The 18,707-nt window shown below is 72.7% G+C and carries 16 protein-coding genes and 1 pseudogene; 10 read left to right on the top strand and 7 right to left on the bottom strand.

What is annotated here, in order from left to right; all coding sequences use genetic code 11:
- Positions 1–3: 3 nt before the first annotated feature.
- On the top strand, positions 4–894 hold the full coding sequence (locus ACR807_RS07225) for a DUF6114 domain-containing protein (protein ID WP_438920432.1): 891 nt from the start codon (positions 4–6) through the stop codon (positions 892–894).
- Here the strand turns inward: ACR807_RS07225 and ACR807_RS07220 are convergent.
- From ACR807_RS07220 to ACR807_RS07210, 3 genes are read right to left on the bottom strand one after another with little or no spacing between them, the layout of a single operon-like run.
- On the bottom strand, positions 833–1,825 hold the full coding sequence (locus ACR807_RS07220; RefSeq protein ID WP_438920431.1) for an ACP S-malonyltransferase: 993 nt from the start codon (positions 1,823–1,825) through the stop codon (positions 833–835). The two genes, ACR807_RS07225 and ACR807_RS07220, sit on opposite strands and share 62 nt — an antisense overlap.
- 27 nt (positions 1,826–1,852) lie before the next feature.
- Complete coding sequence (locus ACR807_RS07215) at positions 1,853–3,124, bottom strand: beta-ketoacyl-[acyl-carrier-protein] synthase family protein (RefSeq protein ID WP_438920430.1); 1,272 nt, start codon at positions 3,122–3,124, stop codon at positions 1,853–1,855.
- A 52-nt stretch (positions 3,125–3,176) separates the two neighbouring features.
- Entirely contained in the window at positions 3,177–3,422 is a 246-nt protein-coding gene (locus ACR807_RS07210; RefSeq protein ID WP_438920429.1) for an acyl carrier protein, read from the bottom strand.
- A gap of 360 nt (positions 3,423–3,782) precedes the next feature.
- Between ACR807_RS07210 and ACR807_RS07205 the strand changes: the two genes are divergently transcribed.
- From ACR807_RS07205 to ACR807_RS07190, 4 genes are read left to right on the top strand one after another with little or no spacing between them, the layout of a single operon-like run.
- Positions 3,783–4,766, top strand: a complete 984-nt coding sequence (locus ACR807_RS07205; protein WP_438920428.1) for an alpha/beta fold hydrolase — start codon at positions 3,783–3,785, stop codon at positions 4,764–4,766.
- A gap of 36 nt (positions 4,767–4,802) precedes the next feature.
- Positions 4,803–5,783 (top strand): 3-oxoacyl-ACP synthase III family protein, encoded by a 981-nt coding sequence (locus tag ACR807_RS07200; RefSeq protein ID WP_438920427.1) that lies wholly within the window; start codon positions 4,803–4,805, stop codon positions 5,781–5,783.
- Positions 5,780–7,426, top strand: a complete 1,647-nt coding sequence (locus ACR807_RS07195; RefSeq protein WP_438920426.1) for an AMP-binding protein — start codon at positions 5,780–5,782, stop codon at positions 7,424–7,426. The genes ACR807_RS07200 and ACR807_RS07195 overlap by 4 nt, the downstream gene beginning before the upstream one ends.
- Positions 7,423–8,418 (top strand): NAD-dependent epimerase/dehydratase family protein, encoded by a 996-nt coding sequence (locus ACR807_RS07190; RefSeq protein WP_438920425.1) that lies wholly within the window; start codon positions 7,423–7,425, stop codon positions 8,416–8,418. The genes ACR807_RS07195 and ACR807_RS07190 overlap by 4 nt, the downstream gene beginning before the upstream one ends.
- Before the next feature lie 172 nt (positions 8,419–8,590).
- Here the strand turns inward: ACR807_RS07190 and ACR807_RS07185 are convergent.
- Together ACR807_RS07185 and ACR807_RS07180 are read right to left on the bottom strand one after the other, a co-directional pair.
- A pseudogene (locus tag ACR807_RS07185) lies at positions 8,591–8,814 on the bottom strand (MFS transporter); the annotation flags it as partial.
- Positions 8,815–8,865: 51 nt separating this feature from the next.
- Entirely contained in the window at positions 8,866–10,191 is a 1,326-nt protein-coding gene (locus ACR807_RS07180; RefSeq protein ID WP_438920424.1) for an FAD-dependent oxidoreductase, read from the bottom strand.
- A gap of 100 nt (positions 10,192–10,291) precedes the next feature.
- On the opposite strand from ACR807_RS07180, the gene ACR807_RS07175 reads away from it, so the two are divergent.
- Entirely contained in the window at positions 10,292–11,143 is an 852-nt protein-coding gene (locus ACR807_RS07175) for a helix-turn-helix domain-containing GNAT family N-acetyltransferase (RefSeq protein ID WP_438920423.1), read from the top strand.
- Positions 11,144–11,389: 246 nt separating this feature from the next.
- On the opposite strand, the gene ACR807_RS07170 is transcribed toward ACR807_RS07175, so the two are convergent.
- The gene (locus ACR807_RS07170; protein ID WP_438920422.1) at positions 11,390–12,055 is read right to left on the bottom strand and encodes a TetR/AcrR family transcriptional regulator; all 666 of its coding nucleotides are present in this window, start codon (positions 12,053–12,055) and stop codon (positions 11,390–11,392) included.
- A 100-nt stretch (positions 12,056–12,155) separates the two neighbouring features.
- Here ACR807_RS07170 and ACR807_RS07165 point away from each other — a divergent pair, with 100 nt between their 5' ends.
- The 4 genes from ACR807_RS07165 to ACR807_RS07150 all read left to right on the top strand — a co-directional run bounded on the left by ACR807_RS07165 (position 12,156) and on the right by ACR807_RS07150 (position 16,281).
- The gene (locus ACR807_RS07165) at positions 12,156–13,067 is read left to right on the top strand and encodes an SDR family NAD(P)-dependent oxidoreductase (protein WP_438920421.1); all 912 of its coding nucleotides are present in this window, start codon (positions 12,156–12,158) and stop codon (positions 13,065–13,067) included.
- Between the two features lie 91 nt (positions 13,068–13,158).
- Entirely contained in the window at positions 13,159–14,718 is a 1,560-nt protein-coding gene (locus ACR807_RS07160) for an RICIN domain-containing protein (protein WP_438920420.1), read from the top strand.
- Positions 14,719–14,731: 13 nt separating this feature from the next.
- On the top strand, positions 14,732–15,745 hold the full coding sequence (locus tag ACR807_RS07155; protein WP_438920419.1) for an ArsR/SmtB family transcription factor: 1,014 nt from the start codon (positions 14,732–14,734) through the stop codon (positions 15,743–15,745).
- Positions 15,746–15,810: 65 nt separating this feature from the next.
- Positions 15,811–16,281, top strand: coding sequence for a hypothetical protein (locus ACR807_RS07150; protein ID WP_438920418.1), 471 nt, complete (start codon positions 15,811–15,813; stop codon positions 16,279–16,281).
- A gap of 373 nt (positions 16,282–16,654) precedes the next feature.
- Here ACR807_RS07150 and ACR807_RS07145 read toward each other — a convergent pair whose 3' ends face one another.
- Positions 16,655–18,700 carry an ATP-binding protein gene (locus ACR807_RS07145; protein WP_438920417.1) on the bottom strand — a complete coding sequence of 682 codons (2,046 nt, stop codon included), beginning with the start codon at positions 18,698–18,700 and terminating at the stop codon, positions 16,655–16,657.
- Between the last annotated feature and the right edge of the window lie 7 nt (positions 18,701–18,707).

The raw sequence follows: 18,707 nt of genomic DNA, 5'->3' as shown, positions 1-18,707 counted from the left end.
CTGATGGGTTCGGTGCGGAGGCGGGCGGACCGGGCCCGACGCGACTTCCGGGACTGGCGCCGCGGCCGGCCGTTCGCCGCGGGCGCGTTCCTCGTGCTCTCGGGACTGGTGATCGTGATCCCGCCCTACGCCACCCTCCGGGTGGGGGACGTGCTGGTCTCGGTCACGACGGTCGGGGGCGTCTCGGCGCTGCTGATCGGCACGCTGCTCGGGATCTGCGGCGCGTCGTTGTGGCTGCGCCCGCGGTTCCGGTTCGCCGCCGGGGTGACCGCCATGCTGCTGTCGCTCGTCGCCCTGGCCGCGACCAACCTCGGCGGGTTCCTGATCGGCACGCTGCTCGGGGTGGTCGGCGCGGCGCTCGCCCTGGCCTGGACCGACGAACCGCGCCCGCCCCGCAGGGCGCGCCGCGCCGCGGCGGTCGTCAGCCTGCTGGCGTTCGCCGCCGGCGCGGCGCCGCTCCAGGCGCGGGACGTCCCACCGGCCGCCGGTTGGACGCTGCTGGCCGGTGCCGTGGAGCTGTCCGGGCTGGCCTACCACGGCGTCGACCACGTCCAGGTCGACGGCCGGCCCGCCAGGGCCATGCGGTTCACCGCGGCCGTCATCCGGGTGACGGACCCGGTGCAGGTCGGCGACCTCGGCAACGGCCGCCGGGTGGTCCTCGCGGTCCCGCACGGCGGGCTGTCGACGGCCGCCGGGGACATCGAGCTGTTCGTCCTGCGGATCACCGGGCGGGTGAGCCTGCTGGGGTTGTTGTCGGTCCCGGTCGACTTCACCCCCGACACCCCGCCGCCGCTGGTGCCGACGTCCGTCGTGCTCACCGACGTGACCGCGGTCAACGCCCTGGTGCGCGGCGGGGAGGTGACGATCCCGGGTGCGGAGCTGGCGGTCCGCTGACCGCCGCGACGGTGTCCGCGAGGCACTCCGCCGTCACCTTCCGGGGAAGCGCGGACACGGCGCGCACGTCGGGCAGGGTCGCCCTGGCGAACGCGGTGAGGATGCTCCGGGGGCCGGTTTCGAGGAAGGTCCCGACCCCGAGCGCGCGCAGGCGCTCCAGGGTCCGCCGGAAGTCCACCGGTCGGGTGATGTGGTGCGTCGGCGCCTCCCGCAGTTCCCGGGCACCCCGGTAGGGGCGCCCCAGCAACGGGGAGAAGACCGGGACGTCCGGCGGTCCGGCGGGGAGTTCCGAGATCCCGACCCGGAAGGACCGCTCGACGTCGGCGAGCATCCGGTTGTGGAACATGGACGCGGCCGGCAACCGCGTGGCGCGCACCCCCCTGGAGCCCGCGAACGCGGCCAGCACGGCCAGTTCGGCGTCCACACCGGACACCACGGACTGGGTCGGCGCGTTGTCGCAGGCGAGTTGGAGCGAGGGCAGGTGCACCTCCGCCAGGAGCGCCGGCACCTCGTCGGCGGGGAGCGTCAGGGCGATCATCCCGCTCGGCGGCAGCGGGTTCCCGGCGAACGCGGCGTCCCTGGCCAGGATGACCCGGGCACCGTCGCCGACCCCGGTGCCGCCGGCCGCGACGAGCGCGGCGACCTCCCCGGCGCTGTGCCCCACGAGGACGTGGGGGCGGACCCGGAAACGTCGCAGCAGCACCGCGGACGCGGCCACGGAGGCGGTGTAGATGGCCAGGTGCAGGGCGGTGCGGTCGAGGGCCAGCAGGTGGGCCGCGTCCGGGGCCGCGGGGTCGAGGAGCAGGTCGGGAACCCGGTGCCGGCCGCGGTCGGCCCGGTCCACGGCCTCGACGACCTCCAGCACCTCCGGGAGGTGCCGGAGCCCGGTCAGGACCCCGGGGTGGTAGGCGCCCATCCCGGGGAAGAGCATCGCCAACCGCCGGGCCACCGCGGGGCCTCAGCTCGACCGGAACAGCAGCGAGACGTCGTGGCCGCCGAAGCCCATCGCGTTGTTCAGCGCGGTGACGGGACCCGCGGGCAGGGGACGGGGTTCGGGTCCGACGACGTCGAGGCCGATGGCGGTGTCGAGGTCGGTCAGGTTCGCGGTGGGCGGGGCGACGCGGTGGTGCACCGCGAACACCGTCAGCACCGACTCCACGCCGCCGGCGCCCCCGATGAGGTGCCCGGTGGAGGACTTCGTGCCCGAGACGCAGGGCCGGTCGGCGTGGCGGCCCAGCGCCAGGCGGATCGCACCGGCTTCGGCGAGGTCCCCCTGGGGGGTGGAGGTGGCGTGGGCGTTGACGTGGTCCACCTCGTCCGCCGAGGTGCCGGCGTCGCGCAGGGCCGCGGTGATGGCCCGCGCCACGCCGGCGCCCGCGGGGTCGGGTTGGGCGATGTGGTGGGAGTCCGCGGCCAGGCCGTAACCGGCCAGCTCGCAGTACACGCGCGCGGCCCGGCTCCTGGCGTGTCCGGCCTCCTCCAGCACGAGCACGCCCGCGCCCTCGCCGAGGACGAAGCCGTCACGTCGGGTGTCGAAGGGCTGCGAGGCGCGCCGCGGGTCGTCGTTGCGGCGCGACAAGGCGTTCATCCGCGCGAACGCGGCCAGCGCGAGGGGGTGGAGCATGGCGTCCGTCCCGCCGACCACGACCACCTTCGCCCGTCCGGAGCGGATCATCTGCGCGCCGTACGCGACCGCTTCCGCGCCCGCGGCGCACGCGCTGACCGGGGCGTGCACGCCCGCTCGCGCCCCGATCAGCAGTCCCACCTCCGCGCTGGGGGCGTTCGGCATCATCATGGGTATGCAGTACGGGGACACGCCGTCGGGTCCGCGGTCGCACAGCGCCTCGTACTGCTCCAGCGCCGAGACCACCCCGCCCATGCCGCTGCTGACGACGGCCCCCACCTCCAGCGGGTCCAGCGGGCAGTCCGGGCCGCCCGCCGCACCGGTGAACCCGGCGTCGGACCACGCCTCCGCCGAGGCCACCAGCGCCAGCCGGCTCGCCCGGTCGGTGTGCCGCACCCGCTTGGGCGACAGGGTCTCGGCGGGGTCGACGGCGACGGGCGCCCCGATGCGCACCGGCAACCGGTCGGCCCACTCGGGTGGGAGGTCGAGCCCGCGGACGCCGCAGGCCCCGGAGAGCAGGCTCGCCCACGTCGTCCGGGCGTCCCCGCCCAGGGGCGTGGTGGCGCCCACCCCGGTGACGACGACGGTGGGGGTTGTCACTGGCATGCGGGGGCTCCTCGCCGGTCGGCTGCGTGGTGGGTGGCCGGGTGCCGGTCCCTCAGAGCTTCCGCTGGATGTACTCGATGATCCCGCCGACCGTGGTGAGCTCCACGGCCTCCTCGTCCGGGATCTTGATCCCCCACTGCGTCTCGGCGGCCGTCAGCAGCTCGACCACCCCCAGGCTGTCGACCTCCAGGTCGGTCTTGAGCGCCGATTCCACGTTGATCTCCTCCTCGGGGATCTCGGCGATCTCCGAGAGCAGCTTGATGAATTCACTCGGCACGGTGCCGGGATCAACGGACATGGCGGGGCCCCTTCCGGAACGGGTTGAGTGGTGTGCGATCGCCGGTTTCGCGGCGCCGGTCGGCGAAGACGGCCTGACCGAATTCTTCGCCCATTACACCCCACGCGGTCGGCGTCCCACAAGCCCGCGCCGTTCGGCCGGTCGGGCGAACAAATCAGTGATCACCGCCGCTTTTCCCTCATCTGGTCCGGTCGGACGGTGTCCGGAAGTACATCGCCGACCGGGTGACCATTCCGGGTGAACGGGTGAGCCGGCTTGTGCGCGAAGTCCCGGCCGGGTCACATTCGAACGGGAAAGGCCGCCGAGCGCAATCCCGATGAATCACCAATGTCGAAGACGGTGTCGAAGATGGGAAGCCGGGTGCTCAGAAAACCAGTGCGCGAAGAAGCGGGGGCGACGTCCGGGGGCGTCGCCCCCTCGCCGGACCGACCGCTCCCGGACTACCCGTTCACCTCCCGCTGGTTCGACAACGAGGGCATCGGGCAGCACTACCTGGACGAGGGGAAGGGCTCGCCGGTGCTGATGCTGCACGGCAACCCGTCGTGGAGCTACCACTGGCGGCACCTGGTCACCGCGCTGCGCGACGACCACCGGTGCGTCGTGCCCGACCACATCGGCATGGGGTGGTCCGATCGCCCCGCCGAGTCCGCCTACCCCTACAGCGCCGCCCGCCGCGTGGCGGACCTGGACAGGCTGGTGGAGCACCTGGTCGAGGCCCGGGGAGCGCCGCGGCACGGGTGGACCCTGGTGGCGCACGACTGGGGCGGACCGATCGGCCTGGCCTGGGCGCGGCGGCACCCCGGGCTCGTCACGCGCGTCGTCGCGCTCAACACGGTCGCCTTCCTCTGGCCGCCGGGCTACCGCCTGCCGTGGTTCCTGCGGCTGATCCGGGACGTGCCCCCGGCCGCCCGGTTCGTCGACCGCACCAACGCCTTCGCCCTGGCGGCGGTGCGGCTGGGCACGACCCGCGGGCTGGGCCGCGCGGCGCGCGAGGCGTACGTCGCGCCCTACGCGCACCGCCGGCACCGCCGGGCGGTGGTCCGGTTCGTCCAGGACATCCCGCTGTCACCGGCCGACCCCGCCTGGGAATTGTTCGGCCCCGACGAGGACCCCACCGCCGGCCTGCCCCTGTTCATCGGTTGGGGCGCCCGCGACCCGGTGTTCGACGACCGCATCCTCCAGGAGTGGTTGCGGCGCTTCCCCGGCGCGGAGGTCCACCTGTACCCGAAAGCCGGTCACTACGTGCTGGAGGACGCCGGGGAGGAGTTGATCCCCGCGATCCTGCGGTTCGTCCGCTCGTCCGACCACGGCTCGCACCGATCCCCACGACCGGGAGGGAAATAGATGTCACGCGATTACGCGCGCGTACGTGCCGTCGCCGTGGAAGTTCCACCGCACGTCGAGACCGAGGCGGAACTGATCGCGGCGATACGCCGGGCGGCCCCCGGGGTGACCGTTCCGCCGCGCACCTTCACGCAGATGTACGGCCTGCACAGCCGGGTGGTCGCCCCGCCGTCGTGCTACCCGTCCGACCTGGCGGCCGCGGCGGCGGTGAAGGCGCTGGACGCGGCCGGCTGGGAGGCCGGGGAACTGGACCTGCTGCTGTTCGCCGCGGTCTCCGAGGACGTGGAGGAGCCGGCGACCGCGCACGTCGTCGCCGACAGGATCGGCGCCAGGTGCCCGGTGTTCGACCTGAAGAACGCGTGCAACAGCGTGCTCAACGCCCTCCAGGTCGCCGACGCCCTCATCCGCACCGACCCGCGCTGCCGCCGGGTGCTGGTGGCCTGCGGCGAGACGCTCTCGCGGCACACCAGGCGCACCATCCGCGACCGGGCGGAACTGCTCGACGCGCTGGCGTCGTACTCGATCGCCGACCTGGGAACCGCCGTGCTGCTGGAAGCCTCGACCACACCGGGCATCATCGCCTCCGGGTTCTCGGCGAACTCGACGGCCTGGCGCGCCGCCACGCTGCCGAACGTCTACGTCCAGCAGAGCATGGGCCACGACGTCGTGGGGGAGGGCGTCGTCCGGTCGCGCGACCTGATGCTCGGGTTCGACGCCAGGATGGCGGGTGAGGTGCTGGAGCTGTGGAAGGAACTCGACCTGAGCCCGGCCGACGTGGCCCTGGTGTGCGTGCACCAGCCCTCGGTGGAGTTCGCCGGCCAGGTGTGCGCGGCGCTCGGCCTCTCCACCGACAAGGTGATCCCCACGGTGTCGCGCTACGGCAACGTCGGCGCCGCCACCCTCCCGCTCCAGCTGCACCTGGCCGAGCAGGCCGGCCGGCTGCGCCGCGGTGACCTGGTCGTCCTGATGGGCGTCGCCAGCGGTGTGAGCGCGGGGCTGATGGTGCTGAAGTGGTGACCCCCGAACCGATCCCCGACCCGACCCCCGGCCCGGTGCCCGACCTCGGCGTGGCCGACACCCTCTCCGCGGCCTTCCTCGCCCGGGTCGGCGTCCACCCCGACCAGGACGCGGTGATCTGCCGCTCGCCGCGCGCAGCACGACCGCGGACCACGTTCGCCGAACTCCGCGAACTCCACCGACGGGCGTCCGCCGCGTTCGCCGCGGCGGGCATCGGCCGCGGCACCAGGACGGCGGTGCTGGTGCGCGACCCGCTGACCCTCATCGGCTCGGTCTACGCCCTCACCGCGCTGGAGGCCGTCCCGGTGCTCCTCGACCCCGGCCTGCCGCTGCGCCGGCTCAAGCGCTGCTTCGACGACGTCGCGCCGGAGGCGTTCCTCGGGGGCGCGGTCGCGCACGCGGCCCGGCGCCTGCTCGGCTGGGGACGCCACACGACGCGCATCACCCTGCGGGACGACTTCGCCCGCACGGCCACCGGCGACGCGCCGGAGCCGGTCGCGCCGGACCTCGACGGCCTGGCGCTCCTCGCCTTCACCTCGGGCTCGACCGGGTCGCCCAAAGCCGTGCAGTACACCCAGCGCCAACTGGCCTCCCAGGTGGCGCACGCGGGCCACGCGCTCGGGGTGACGCCCGGGACCGTGCTGGTGACCGGCTTCGCCCCCTTCGCGCTGTACGGGCCGGTGCTCGGCGCCACCGTCGTGGTCCCGGACATGGACTTCCGCAAGCCCGCGGAGGTGGACCCGCACCGGCTGGCCGCCACCATCGCGGAGACGCGGGCCTCGGTGCTGCTCGGCTCGCCCGCGCTGCTGTCGGTCCTGGCCCGCCACTGCGCGCGGCACCGCGTCGTGCTGGACACCATCACCTGCGTCGCGTCGTTCGGCGCGCCGATCCCCGCCCGGTTGGTCGACCTGCTCGACCGCTGCGTGCCCGGGGAGGCCCGCATCCGCAGCGTCTACGGGGCCACGGAGTGCCTGCCGATCAGCGCCGCCGACCGGCACGACCTGGTCGGCACCAGGCAGGCCAGGGAGAACGGGGCGGGGACGTGCCTGGGCAGACCGCTGCCGCACCTGTCGGTGCGCATCGTCCGGCCCGGTGCCGGACCGGTTCCCCGCTGGTCGCCCTCCCTGACCGTCGAGCCCGGGGAGATCGGCGAGATCACCGTGTCCGGTCCCAGCGTGAGCCACGCCTACTTCGGCAGACCGGACGGGAACGCCGCCGCCAAGGTCCGCGACGGTGACGAGGTCGTCCACCGGACCGGCGACCTGGGCCGGGTGGACGCGGAGGGACGGCTGTGGTTCGCCGGGCGCAAGGCCCACCGCGTGCCGACGGGACCGGGGCACCTCGACACCGAACACGTGGAGCCCGCCTGCGACGCCGTGCCCGGCGTGCGCCGCACCGCCCTGGTCGACGCCGGTGTCCCCGTCCTGTGCGTGGAACTCGACGACACCCCGGCGGGTGGCGACGGGAAGGCGGTGGTGACCGCCCTGCGCCGGAGGCTGACCGAGGTGTGCGGCGGCGACGTGGTGCGCGAGGTGCTGGTCCACCCCGGCCTCCCCGTCGACATCAGGCACAACGCCAAGATCGACCGGGACCGGCTGGCGCGGTGGGCGCGCCGGCGGGTGCGCGGGGCGGTGCGGCGATGAGGACCCTGGTCACCGGCGGCGGCGGGTTCCTCGGCCGGGCGATCTGCCGCCGACTGCTCCTCGACGGGCACTCGGTGCGCAGCTTCGGGCGCGGCCACGACGGCGAACTGGCCGAGTGGGGCGTCGAGCAGCACCGCGGGGACCTGCGCGACCCGACGGCCGTGTCGGCCGCCGCGGAGGACTGCCAGGCCGTGGTCCACGCCGGGGCGAAGGCGAGCGCCTGGGGCCCTCGACGGGAGTTCCACGACGTCAACGTCCTCGGGACGCGGCACGTCGTGCAGGCCTGTCACGACCGCGGCGTCGGCGTCCTCGTGCACACCTCCAGCGCCAGCGTGGTCTTCGGCGGCTCCGACCTGACCGGCGCCGACGAGGCGACCCCGTACCCCGCGAAGCACCTGGCCGCGTACCCGTGGTCCAAGGCGCTGGCGGAGAAGGTGGTCATGGCCGCCACGGGACCCCGGCTGGCCACCACCGTCCTGCGGCCCCACCTGATCTGGGGGCCGGGTGACCCGCACTTCCTGCCGCGCCTCCTGCGCGCCGCCCGCCGACCGCTGCCGTTGATCGGCGACGGCGACAACGAGGTCGACACCCTCTACGTGGACAACGCCGCCGAGGCGCACCTGCTCGCGTTGCGCCGGCTGACCACGTCGACCGCGACGACCGGGAAGGCGTACTTCCTCAGCCAGGGCGAGCCGGTGGCGCTGCGCGCCATGGTCGAAGGGCTGGTCGGGGCGGCGGGCCTCCCCGTCACCTTCCGCCGCCTGCCCCCGCGCCCGGCCTACGCGGTGGGCGGGATCATGGAACTGCTCTGGAAGCTCGCGGGCAGCCGGTCGGGACCACCCCTGACCCGTTTCCTGGCCGCCGAACTGGCGACCTCGCACTGGTTCGACATCACCGCCGCCAAGGACGAGCTGGGGTTCGCACCGGAGATCAGCACCCGGCAGGGACTGGCGTTGCTGGAGTGCTTCCTCCGCTCCACCGGCGGCCGGTGACGGGCACGACCGCCGAGCGGCAGCCAGGTCCACCTACCCTTCGTCACGGAGGAGCGCCAGGACGAGCACCGCCGATCCGCACCTGTGTCGCGCTCGGTGCGGCACGGACTTCCACGACGCGCCCGCCGCGACGTCCGGCGCGTGGTCGATCCGGCCGGCGTGCTGCTCGTGGGGCGGCCACCGCGACCGCGGACCCGGCCGTCATGACGAGGCGGGGCCCGCGCCGGTCCGGCACCCGGCCCAGGGGCACCCCGACGGCGGCCGGGACGAGCAGGCCGAGCGAGAACCCGGCGGTCACCGCGGACAGCCCGTGCTCGCGCTGATGGACGGCGCGAGCACGGGGAAGGCGTAGTGGAGGACGCCCCAGCCGGTGACCCGGGTCAGGCACAGCACCACCAGGACGCGGCGCAGCCCGGCGCCCCCTCGATCGCGCCGGGCTGCCGGACCTCAGGACCGCGCACCCGGCGCGGCCGGCGTCAGCTCGGCGACCGCGGGTGCGCCGCAGCAACCCCCGGACACCTCCGGCTCGGCCACGTCGAAGACGCCCGAGCCGCCGCACACGCCGGTCTTGGGCAGCACCAGTTCGACCTTGCGCGCGCTCTCGTGGTCCCCGGCGATCTCGGCGACGACGCTGCGGACCTGCTCGTAGCCGGTGAGGGCGAGGAAGGTCGGCGCGCGGCCGTAGCTCTTCATGCCGACCAGGTAGACGCCCGGCTCGGGGTGGCGCAGCTCGTCCGCGCCGTGCGGGTAGACGGTGCCGCAGGAGTGCGCGTTCGGGTCGATCAGCGGGGCGAGCTTCGTCGGGGCCTGGAGCACGGGGTCGAGGTCGAGCCGGACCTCGGACAGCCACGAGTGGTCGGGGCGGAACCCGGTCAGCGCCACGACCTCGTCCACCGCCTCCACCCGGTGCCCGTCCTGCGAGACCAGTGCCAGGCGGTCGCCGTCGCGTTCCACGGCCGCGGTGCGGAAGCCGGTCACGACCTCGACGTGCCCGGCGCGGACCGCCTCCCGCGCCTGGAGCCCGAGCGCGCCGCGCGCGGGGAGCTGGTCGGCCTCACCGCCACCGAAGGCGTTGCCGACCGCGCCGCGGCGCAGCAGCCACGTGACGTGCGTGCCGGGGTGCTCCTCGGCCAGTCCCGCCAGCGCGACCAGCGCGGTGAGCGCCGAGTGGCCGCTGCCCGCGACCGCGACCCGCCTGCCCGCGTACCGCCCGACCTCGGCGGCCACGTCCGGGACGCGGTAGGTGATCCGGTCGGCCGCCGCGCGTTCGCCGACGGCGGGCAGGCCGTCGCCGCCCAGCGGGTTGGGGGAGCCCCACGTGCCGGAGGCGTCCACGACCGCGCGGGCGGTGATGCGCTCCTCGCCGTCGGCGGTCTCCACGTGCACGGTCAGCGGCTCGACGTCCCGCCCGGCGTCCACCACGCGGTCCCGGCCGCGACGGGCCACCCCGACGACGCGGGCGCCGAACCGCACGTGCCCGCCCAACGCCCCGGCCAGCGGCACCAGGTACTCCGACACCCACTCGGCCCCGGTGGGGTACTCCTCGCCCTTCGGTGCCGTCCAGCCCGCGCCGTCCAGGAGACGCCGTGCGGCCGGGTCGACGAGTTCGGACCACCGCGAGAACAGCCGCACGTGGTTCCACCGGGCCACCGCCGCGCCGGCCTGTGCGCCCGCCTCCAGCACCAACGGTCGCTCGCCGCGCTCCAGCAGGTGGGCCGCCGTCGCCAACCCGACCGGTCCGCCACCCACCACGACCACCGGAAGCTCACTCACGGCCCACCTCTTTCATCGGTTTTCATCGATCGAACGAGATGAATGTATCGAGCGAAGTCGATAGATGCAACCATCGGTTCCGGTCGATAGACTGCGGAGCATGACGATGACTGCGCCCGCGGCGGGGTTGGACCTCCAGGACGCGACCACCTACGCCGAGTGGTTCGCCTGCCTGGCGGACCCGACCAGGGTGCGGCTGCTGCACACCGTCGCCACGCGGCCCGGCGAGATCACCGTGGGCGCGTTGACCGAGGCGCTGGGCATCAGCCAGTCCACCTGCTCGCACCACCTGCGCAAGCTCGCCGACGTCGGGTTCGTGCGGCTGCGCAAGGAGGGCACCGCCACCCTGGTCTCGGTCAACCCGGCCTGCTGCACCGGCCTGCCGCACGCCGCCGACGCGGTCATGGGCACCATCGTCACCCGCCCGTGCTGCCCGGCCGACCTGCCCGCCGACGTCACCGTGCGCGCCATGACCGACGACGACTGGGCCGACGTGCGCCGCATCTACGGCGAGGGCATCGCCACCCGCAACGCCACCTTCGAGACCGAGACCCCCAGCCGCCGCACGCTGGAGGCCAAGTGGCTGCCCGGGCACCGCTGGGTCGCCGAGGTCGACGGCCGGGTGGCGGGCTGGGCCGCCGCCACCCCCGTCTCGACCCGCGAGTGCTACTCCGGCGTCGCCGAGACCTCCGTCTACGTCGGCGACGGCGTGCGCGGCCGGGGCGTGGGCAAGTCGTTGCTGCACAAGCAGGTCACCGCCGCAGACGAGGGCGGCCTGTGGACGCTGCAGACCGCGATCTTCCCCGAGAACCGGGCCAGCATCGCCCTGCACCACGCCTCCGGCTTCCGCACCGTCGGCGTCCGCGAACGCATCGCCCGGCACCACGGCGTGTGGCGCGACACCGTCATGCTCGAACGCCGCGCCGGCTCCCCCTCCGCCCCCACCTGCTGACCGGACACCTCGGGGCGACTGCGTCGACCACGACCTCGTTCACGGCACCGCTCGCCGGCCGTTCCGCGGTACGACCATGCCGATCGCTTGGGCAGGCAAGTCCGTGCGCGGCCTGTTGCGACCGGTGACCTGCGACGATGACTTTTCGAGCGGCACGACTCCGACCGGCTGCCGGCTGCCGGTGAAGCGGCGCGACCGCGCCCGTTGGGTGTTCCTCGGCGACGCGGGTGTTGCCGTGCTCCGGGGTCAGGGGCGCGGCAGCAGGCCCACCAGCGACGTGGTGATCGCGGTCCGCAGGGCGGTCCGCAGGTCGACGTGGTGCACCGCGAGCGCCGGCTCGGACTCGTAGACGGCGAGCAGGCTCGGCGGCGGCGAGGTGTAGGAGGACAGCGCGCCGGCCGTGATCAGGGTGTTCAGGCAGAACAGCTCCGCGCGGTCGCCGACCTCGGGCAGGTGCCGCCGGACGAGGTCGGTCATCGCCGCGAGGTTGGCCAGTGAGGCCCGCTTGTGCCGGCGGACCACCTCGACCGAGACGTTGTGCTCCAGGACCCCGCCCTGCGCGCCGAAGAGGTCGCAGAGCACCGTCTGGGCGGCGAGCGAGCGGCTGAGCACGTCGGCGGCCTGCTCCGCCCGTTCCAGCGCGGACCGGGCCGGGTCGACACCGCGGGCCAGTTCCCGCTCCAGCCCGGCCAGCCAGGTCGTCGTGCGGTGGTCCATCAGGTCGAGCAGCACGGCCTCGCGGGACTCGAAGTAGCGCAGCACCGCCGTCTTGGCCAGGCCGACCCGTCGGCTCAGCTCGTTGAGGGTCACCTGCGCCACCGGCATCTCGTCGAGCATCGCCGAGGTCGTCTCCAGGATCGCCCGGCGCCGGATCTCCCGCTGCTCCTCGCTGCGCGCCCGCTGGAACGTCATGGGGCCGAGCCTAGCTGCGGTACCGGCGGTCCCTTGACAGTGTACCGGCGGTACATTACCGTCCGAACGGTAAGTTACCGACGGTACATTAGGAGTCCGGATGAAGTGGACCGAGCAGCAGATCCCGTCCCAGCAGGGCCGGGTGGCCGTGGTCACCGGCGCCAACACCGGACTGGGCTTCGAGACCGCCCGGCGGCTCGCCGAACGCGGGGCCTCGGTCGTGCTGGCCGTGCGCGACCCGGAGAAGGGCGAGCGGGCCGCCGCCCGGATCGACGGCGACGTCTCCGTGCGGGAACTGGACCTGACCTCGCTGGACTCGGTGCGCGCCGCCGCGGCCGGCCTGCGCGCCACCCACCCGCGGATCGACCTGCTGATCAACAACGCGGGCGTGATGTACACCCCGAAGCAGACCACCCGCGACGGCTTCGAGGTGCAGTTCGGCACCAACCACCTGGGCCACTTCGCGCTCACCGGGCTGCTGCTCGACCTGCTGCTGCCCGTGCCCGGCTCCAGGGTGGTCACGGTCAGCAGCACCGGCCACCGCATCCGCGCGGCCATCCACTTCGACGACCTGCAGTGGGAGCGCTCCTACAGCCGGGTCGCCGCATACGGCCAGTCGAAGCTCGCCAACCTGATGTTCAGCTACGAGCTGCAACGCAGGCTCGCCGCGCACGGCACCACCACCGCCGTGGCCGCGCACCCCGGCATCTCCGGCACCGACCTGGCCCGCAACGCCCCGGCGGTCACCCGCAGGCTCATCACCTGGCTCGCCCCCGTGGTCGGCCAACCCGCGTCGGCGGGCGCGCTGCCCACCCTGCGGGCCGCCACCGACCCCTCCGTCCTCGGCGGGCAGTACTACGGCCCCGACGGGTTGGCCGGGGGACGCGGCTACCCGACGCCGGTCACCTCCAGCCCCGCGTCCTACGACCTGACCGCGCAGCAACGCCTCTGGACCATCTCGGAAGACCTCACCGGCGTGCGCTTCCCGGTGGGCCGGGCCGTCGCCGCCTGACGAGGCTCGCGCCCGGACCGGACCCACCCCCTGTCGAACCGGGTGAGCACGCGCTACGTGTTGATGCCCAAGGGAGAACGTTCATCCGCAGATGCCGTTCCAGGGGGAATTGATGATCAACCACCGATTACGTGCGCGGATCGCCGTCCCGGCAACCGCCGCGGCCCTGTTGGGAGCGCTTGCGACACCTTCACACGCCCGGGTGCCGCAAGTCGGAATCCCTCCATCGGGGCAGTGCAGTTCGGACAGCGGCCCCGCAGTCGAAGAATCACTCGAGAAAACCATGACCTTGGCCGTCGCCGGCAGCGACCTGTACTCGCCGGTGCCGGTCCTGTCGCGCTCGCGGCTCGCGATCGGCTTCCACGACCGGTCATCCGGGACCACGTGCTACTACAACGCCGACAGGCAGTTCAAAACCGCCAGCATCGTCAAGGTCCTCATCGCGGTCGCACTGGAGTGGAAGGCCCAGGAGGAACTTCGCCCGGTCGACCCGGACACGGCTGCGAAGATGCGGACGATGATCACCAGCACGGCTGGTGGCGGCCCGTACGGCAACGCTTCCACCGGTGCCGCCGCCGAACTGTGGAGGATCGTCCACCACGACGACGAGCACCGGGTCCCGTACCTGGGCGAGGTCATCGACAGGATCGGGCTCCGCGGCACCGTGCCCGATGGCGAGAACGAATTCGGCACGACGTTGACCACCGCGCGCGACCAGGTGGCGCTGTTCAAGTTCCTGACCTCGCCGAACGAGGAGTTCCTCGGCAGGAACCGCAGGACGCACGTCCTCGAGTTGCTGGTCGAAGCGGCGACGAAGTACGGGTGGGGTACCCACAACGCGGCGCCGGCGGGGGCCACGACCGCGAACAAGATCGGCTACGACAAACTCGGCGGGCGGCCCGTCAGTCCTCTTCCGTGGGTGCCGAAGAAGGCGTCCGATATCGCGACCGCCTACCACACCAACGCCGTCGGGGCGATCTACGGGGGAGCGGGAGGCGGGAACTACGACTACCAGATGGCCGTGTTGACCGACACCAACAACCCCGTCTCCGGCCAGTTGCGGATCAACGCAGTGGCGAGTGCCTTCAACAAGGCGATGGCGCGTGGACTGCCGGTGCCGCGGACCGGTGCCGCGACCACGACGCCCGGTCCGCCCGGTCGGGCGACCCTGCGCCCCAGCGCGCCGCCGGTCCAACCCCCCGCCAAGCCGTACCGGATCACGTTCGAGCCGACCGGGAAGTGCGTCGACAACCACAAGGGGCTCGCCCGGTCCTCCAACAAGGTCCAGCAATGGGCTTGCGCGCGTCCGGGCGATCCCGACACCGACAACCAGCGCTGGTCCTTCGAGTGGGACGGCGACGGAAGCGGCTTCGCGAAGATCCGCAACAGCGGTACCGGGATGTGCCTGGACGTACAAGGGCACAGCACGGACAACGGCGCGGCCGTCGTGCTGGAGCAGTGCTCCAACGCCACGTCGTGGAAGGGGACCCTCGTGCACGACGGCGACATCGACCACTACGAGCTGCGTCCCAGGAGCGCCGAGGGCAAGTGCCTCGACCTCCCGCGCTCGTCGAAGGCCGACGGCGTCCAGCTCCAGCAGTGGGATTGCGTGAGCGGGAACCACCAGCAGCACCTCACCTGGAGCCAGTGAGCGGAGGCGGGCCATGCGGGGCGTACTGCGCGTGCACTTCACGGCCGAGGACCTGGCCAGGACGAGGGTCGCGCCCGCACCGGACCCGATGTGGGAGCTGGTGATGAGCGTCCACAAGCTGCGCACGACAACCGGGGGCCTGGCCTACCGGGCGTGGCGGGGGCAGGCGCTGCCCGCCCTCGCCACGCCGCGGAAGCGGACGGGGGAGCCCTTGCTGAGGCAACTCGTGCCGCGACGTGGGGACTTCCCCGACTTCATCACACCGGTCGAGTCGGTGGACGGGTTCGAGCACGGCCTGGACGCCGTGCTGCGGACACCGCGCGCCCGGCTGCTGCGCGAGGTCGAGTTCCTGGCGCGGCAACGCCGGCTGCCCGGTTGGATGGCGGACCTGGCACTGGGCAGACCCGCGGTGCTCGACGACGTGGCGAGCTCGTTGCGCTCGTACCACGACCGGGTCATCGAGCCCTTCTGGGACGTGGTGCGGGCGCACACCGACGCGGACCGCGCGCTGCGCGCCCGCGCGTTCCTCGACGGTGGTGTCGAGGGGGTGCTCGACAGCCTCCGGCCCGCGCTCCGGTGGAACTCCCCCGTGCTGGAGGCCGAGTACCCGGTCGACTGGGACGTCCCCCTCGAAGGCCGCGGTGTGCTGCTGATCCCGAGTTACTTCTGCTGGAACAACCCCGTGACGCTGATCGACAAGTCGATCCCCGTGCCGGTGCTGGTCTACCCGGTCGACCACGACCTCACCATGACCTCGGCGAACGGCCCGTTCGCCGCCATGCCCGCGGACAGGCGACTCGGCGCGCTGCTCGGGCACACCCGCGGCCGGGTCCTCGTCACGTTGGCCGACATGCACACGACGGGCGAGCTGGCCCGTCGGCTCGGCCTGTCCCCGGCGGCGGTAAGTCAGCACACCACCGTCCTGCGGGACGCGGGCCTCGTCACCACCCGGCGGGACGCCAACCGGTCGCTGCACGTCATCAGCCCACTCGGTAGAGCGCTGATGTCAACGGCGACAGGTACCTGACCAGCGTTTTTCGACTTACGGCGAAGGTTGGTGCACGCCGAGGCGCCGTTCACCAGGCTGTGGACATGACATACACCCGAAAAGGCGCACGAGCACTTCTCCACGCCCTGATCGTCGTCCTCGCGCTGGTCTTCGCGGCGGCACCGGCGATCGCGGTGTCCACGCCGGAACAACCCGGTGCGGTGGCGGCGTGGGACGACCGGACCGGCGAGGAGTTGTCGTCGTGGGAGTGCGACTGGAACAACGTCTGCTTCTGGCCCGAGTACAACGGGGTGGGCGCGCGCTGCATGTGGAGCGTCGACGACCCCAACTGGACGAGCGGGAGCGTCACCTGTTCGTGGGCGGCGGTGCTGAACGCCCGCTCGGTCATGAACATGAAGTCGACGGCCAACGGCGGCGGGATCGGCGTCGTCTACTACAAGAAGTCGAACAACAGCGACCGCGCGGGGTGCACCAGACCGGAGCACGGCGGCAACCTGTCCGGCACGTACCAGATCCGCTCGCACCGGTGGATGCCCAGCGGCGGCTGCGGTTGAACCCGAGGTAGACCCCCGGCGTGAAAGCCGGGCAGGGGGGTCGGTGGGGAGCGCACCCGCGCTCCCCACCGGGCGCGATGCCTCGGTGGTCGTGAAGCACCTCTCCGTTCCTCAGCCGGACGGTAGGTCGACCGGCCTGATCGATGTGTGTGCGCAGAACTCGGACGAACACCACCTCCACGGACTGGGGCAGGACGTCCATCAGGATCGGGCGGTGGCCTGGTCGAACTGAAGTGCCCATCGCGCGGACAGGTGTCCCGAGACCGATGCGCACCACGCCGTTCACCGCGGTCCCGCACAGGTGTCACCAACCGGTGCTCACGCGGCACCTCGGGAAGTGCGTCCGTTGTACCGTGAATTCGAAGGCTGTGCGTCAGGGCAAGTGGATGTCTTCCAATCGGTGCAGAACGTTTTCGGCTCGACGGTGCTCTCCGCCTGCCGTGTACGCGGCGTAGGCCTGCTGTAGATGGGCGCGTGCGGTGGGCAGGTCGCCGAAGTCCTCGGCCATCAGGCCGAGCCGTCGGTGTGCCCGCCCCTCCAGGTCGTGCAGATCGATCTGTCGGCAGATCTCGATGGTGACCTGGTAACAGGAGTTCGCTTTTTCGGTTTTCCCTTGGCTGCGCGCCAGTATGCCCATGCTGAAGTGGATCTGGGCCTCGCCCGCACGGTCACCCGCTGCGCGGTACGCCGCTCGTGCCTGGTGGTAGTGCTTCCACGCGGAGTGGAAGTCGTTCTCGCGTCGGGCGAGCGATCCCAGGTTGTGCAACGCCCGTGCCCGGCCGCGGTGGTCGCCGAGGTCCTGGCTGAGGGCCGCGGCGGCGTCGAACCGCTCTCGCGCGGCGGTGTGGTGCTTCATCTCGCGGTGGATCCGGCCGAGGCCTCGGAGCGCCTTCGCACGGCTGGAGGAGTCGTCCAGCCGTGCGGCGGCGTCGAGGGCCAGTTCGTAGGAGGCGAGCCCGTCCTCTCCGTGGCGGCGGCGGTAGAACAGGAAGGTGCCCATCGCGAACGCAAGCCGCAACACCTGGTCGTAGTGGCCCTCCCGGTGGGCGAGTGCGATGGCGCCGACGAGGTTGGTCCGCTCTACCTCCAACCACGCGTGGGCTTGGTGGCGGGTCCGGATCGACGGGCGTTGCCGTTGGGTGAGCTCGGTCGCGTTCACGTAGAAGTCGATCAGGCGCAGGATCGCGGTCTGCCTGTTGTCGTCGGATTCGTCTGTCGTCACCCGATCCGCGGCGTACAGCCGCAGCAGGTCGTGGAACCGGAACCAGCCGCGCGGTTCACCCGGTTCGATCACGTGGGCGCGGCGCAGCCCGTTGAGCAGCTTCCCGGTCTCGCGTGACGGCAGGTCCGCCAGTGCGGCAGCCGCCTCGGTGCTGACCTGCCTGCCGGGATTGAGCGACGAGAGCCGGAACAGGCGCGCTTCGGCGGCCCCGAGGCGGGCGTAGGACAGGTCGAACGCCGCGCGCACGGCGAGATCGTCGTGGTAGGTCAGCTCGTTGAGCCTTGTCGTCGCCTCGCGCAACGACCCGGTCATCTCGGTGAGCGGCAGTTGCGGGTCGTCGGACAGCAGTGCGGCGATGATGCCCAACGCCAACGGCAGTCGTCCGCACAGCGTGGCGATCTCTCCCGCCGTGTCGACGTCATCCGCGACCCTCCGGTCGGTCGGATCGGCGGCCCGCAGGACGTTGTCCAGCATCGCCACCGAGTCGGCCTCGGTCAGCACGTCGAGCGGGATCTTCCGTGAGCCCTGCAAGCCGCCCAGCGTGTGCCTGCTCGTCACCAGTACCCGGTGCGTGGCGACAGGGGGCAGCAGCGGTACGACCTGCTCCACCGATGAGGCGTTGTCCAACAAGATCAGCATCGGCGCGGCGTGTTCGGCCAGTCTGGTGCGGTAAAGCGCCTCGCGGGCCGCCTGTTCCGCCGGTACCTGTCCGACCGGCACGCCCAGTGCGTGCAGGAAGATCGACAGAGCCGTTCGGGGCTCGACTCGCGAGGCGGGCGAGTAGCCCTGCAAGTCGACGAACAGCACACCTCCGGGAAACCTGCCCGCCTCGATGGCGTCGTGCGCCGCCTTGACCGCCAGCGCGGTCTTGCCGACGCCCGCCAGGCCCATGAGGGTGGACACCACGACCGGGCGGGTGGAGTGCAAAGCCTCGGCAATCAACGCGAGATCGACCGCTCGGCCGGTGAACGCCGCGTCGATCGGCGGCAGCCCGACCAGTGCCGTCACAACGGGAGCCTGCAGGTGGACATTCCTGGCCTGGAGCACCATCCCGTGCACGTTCCCGGACAGCTCGTTGCGCGCGAGGTCGGGTGCACCACGTGCAACGCTGTCCATGAGGGCAGTCAACCAGGCCCTGATCGCCGTTGGACCGCAAAAAGCGGCGTTGATGCCCGTTCCCGAGTTGGAGCCGGTCAAGGAACCT

Origin of the sequence: Saccharothrix sabaoui, from assembly GCF_051756985.1 — a bacterium.
GTDB lineage: Bacteria > Actinomycetota > Actinomycetes > Mycobacteriales > Pseudonocardiaceae > Actinosynnema.
This window is presented reverse-complemented; position numbering and strand designations above follow the sequence as displayed.

Bases quoted from the DNA above. Each gene is read 5' to 3' on its own strand.
- ACR807_RS07150 (WP_438920418.1), top strand. From the start codon at position 15,811: ATGACATACACCCGAAAAGGCGCACGAGCACTTCTCCACGCCCTGATC.
- ACR807_RS07225 (WP_438920432.1), top strand. From the start codon at position 4: ATGGGTTCGGTGCGGAGGCGGGCGGACCGGGCCCGACGCGACTTCCGG.
- ACR807_RS07170 (WP_438920422.1), bottom strand. From the start codon at position 12,055: ATGACGTTCCAGCGGGCGCGCAGCGAGGAGCAGCGGGAGATCCGGCGC.
- ACR807_RS07155 (WP_438920419.1), top strand. From the start codon at position 14,732: ATGCGGGGCGTACTGCGCGTGCACTTCACGGCCGAGGACCTGGCCAGG.
- ACR807_RS07220 (WP_438920431.1), bottom strand. From the start codon at position 1,825: ATGCTCTTCCCCGGGATGGGCGCCTACCACCCCGGGGTCCTGACCGGG.
- ACR807_RS07160 (WP_438920420.1), top strand. From the start codon at position 13,159: ATGCCGTTCCAGGGGGAATTGATGATCAACCACCGATTACGTGCGCGG.
- ACR807_RS07190 (WP_438920425.1), top strand. From the start codon at position 7,423: ATGAGGACCCTGGTCACCGGCGGCGGCGGGTTCCTCGGCCGGGCGATC.
- ACR807_RS07215 (WP_438920430.1), bottom strand. From the start codon at position 3,124: ATGCCAGTGACAACCCCCACCGTCGTCGTCACCGGGGTGGGCGCCACC.
- ACR807_RS07175 (WP_438920423.1), top strand. From the start codon at position 10,292: ATGACGATGACTGCGCCCGCGGCGGGGTTGGACCTCCAGGACGCGACC.
- ACR807_RS07165 (WP_438920421.1), top strand. From the start codon at position 12,156: ATGAAGTGGACCGAGCAGCAGATCCCGTCCCAGCAGGGCCGGGTGGCC.
- ACR807_RS07210 (WP_438920429.1), bottom strand. From the start codon at position 3,422: ATGTCCGTTGATCCCGGCACCGTGCCGAGTGAATTCATCAAGCTGCTC.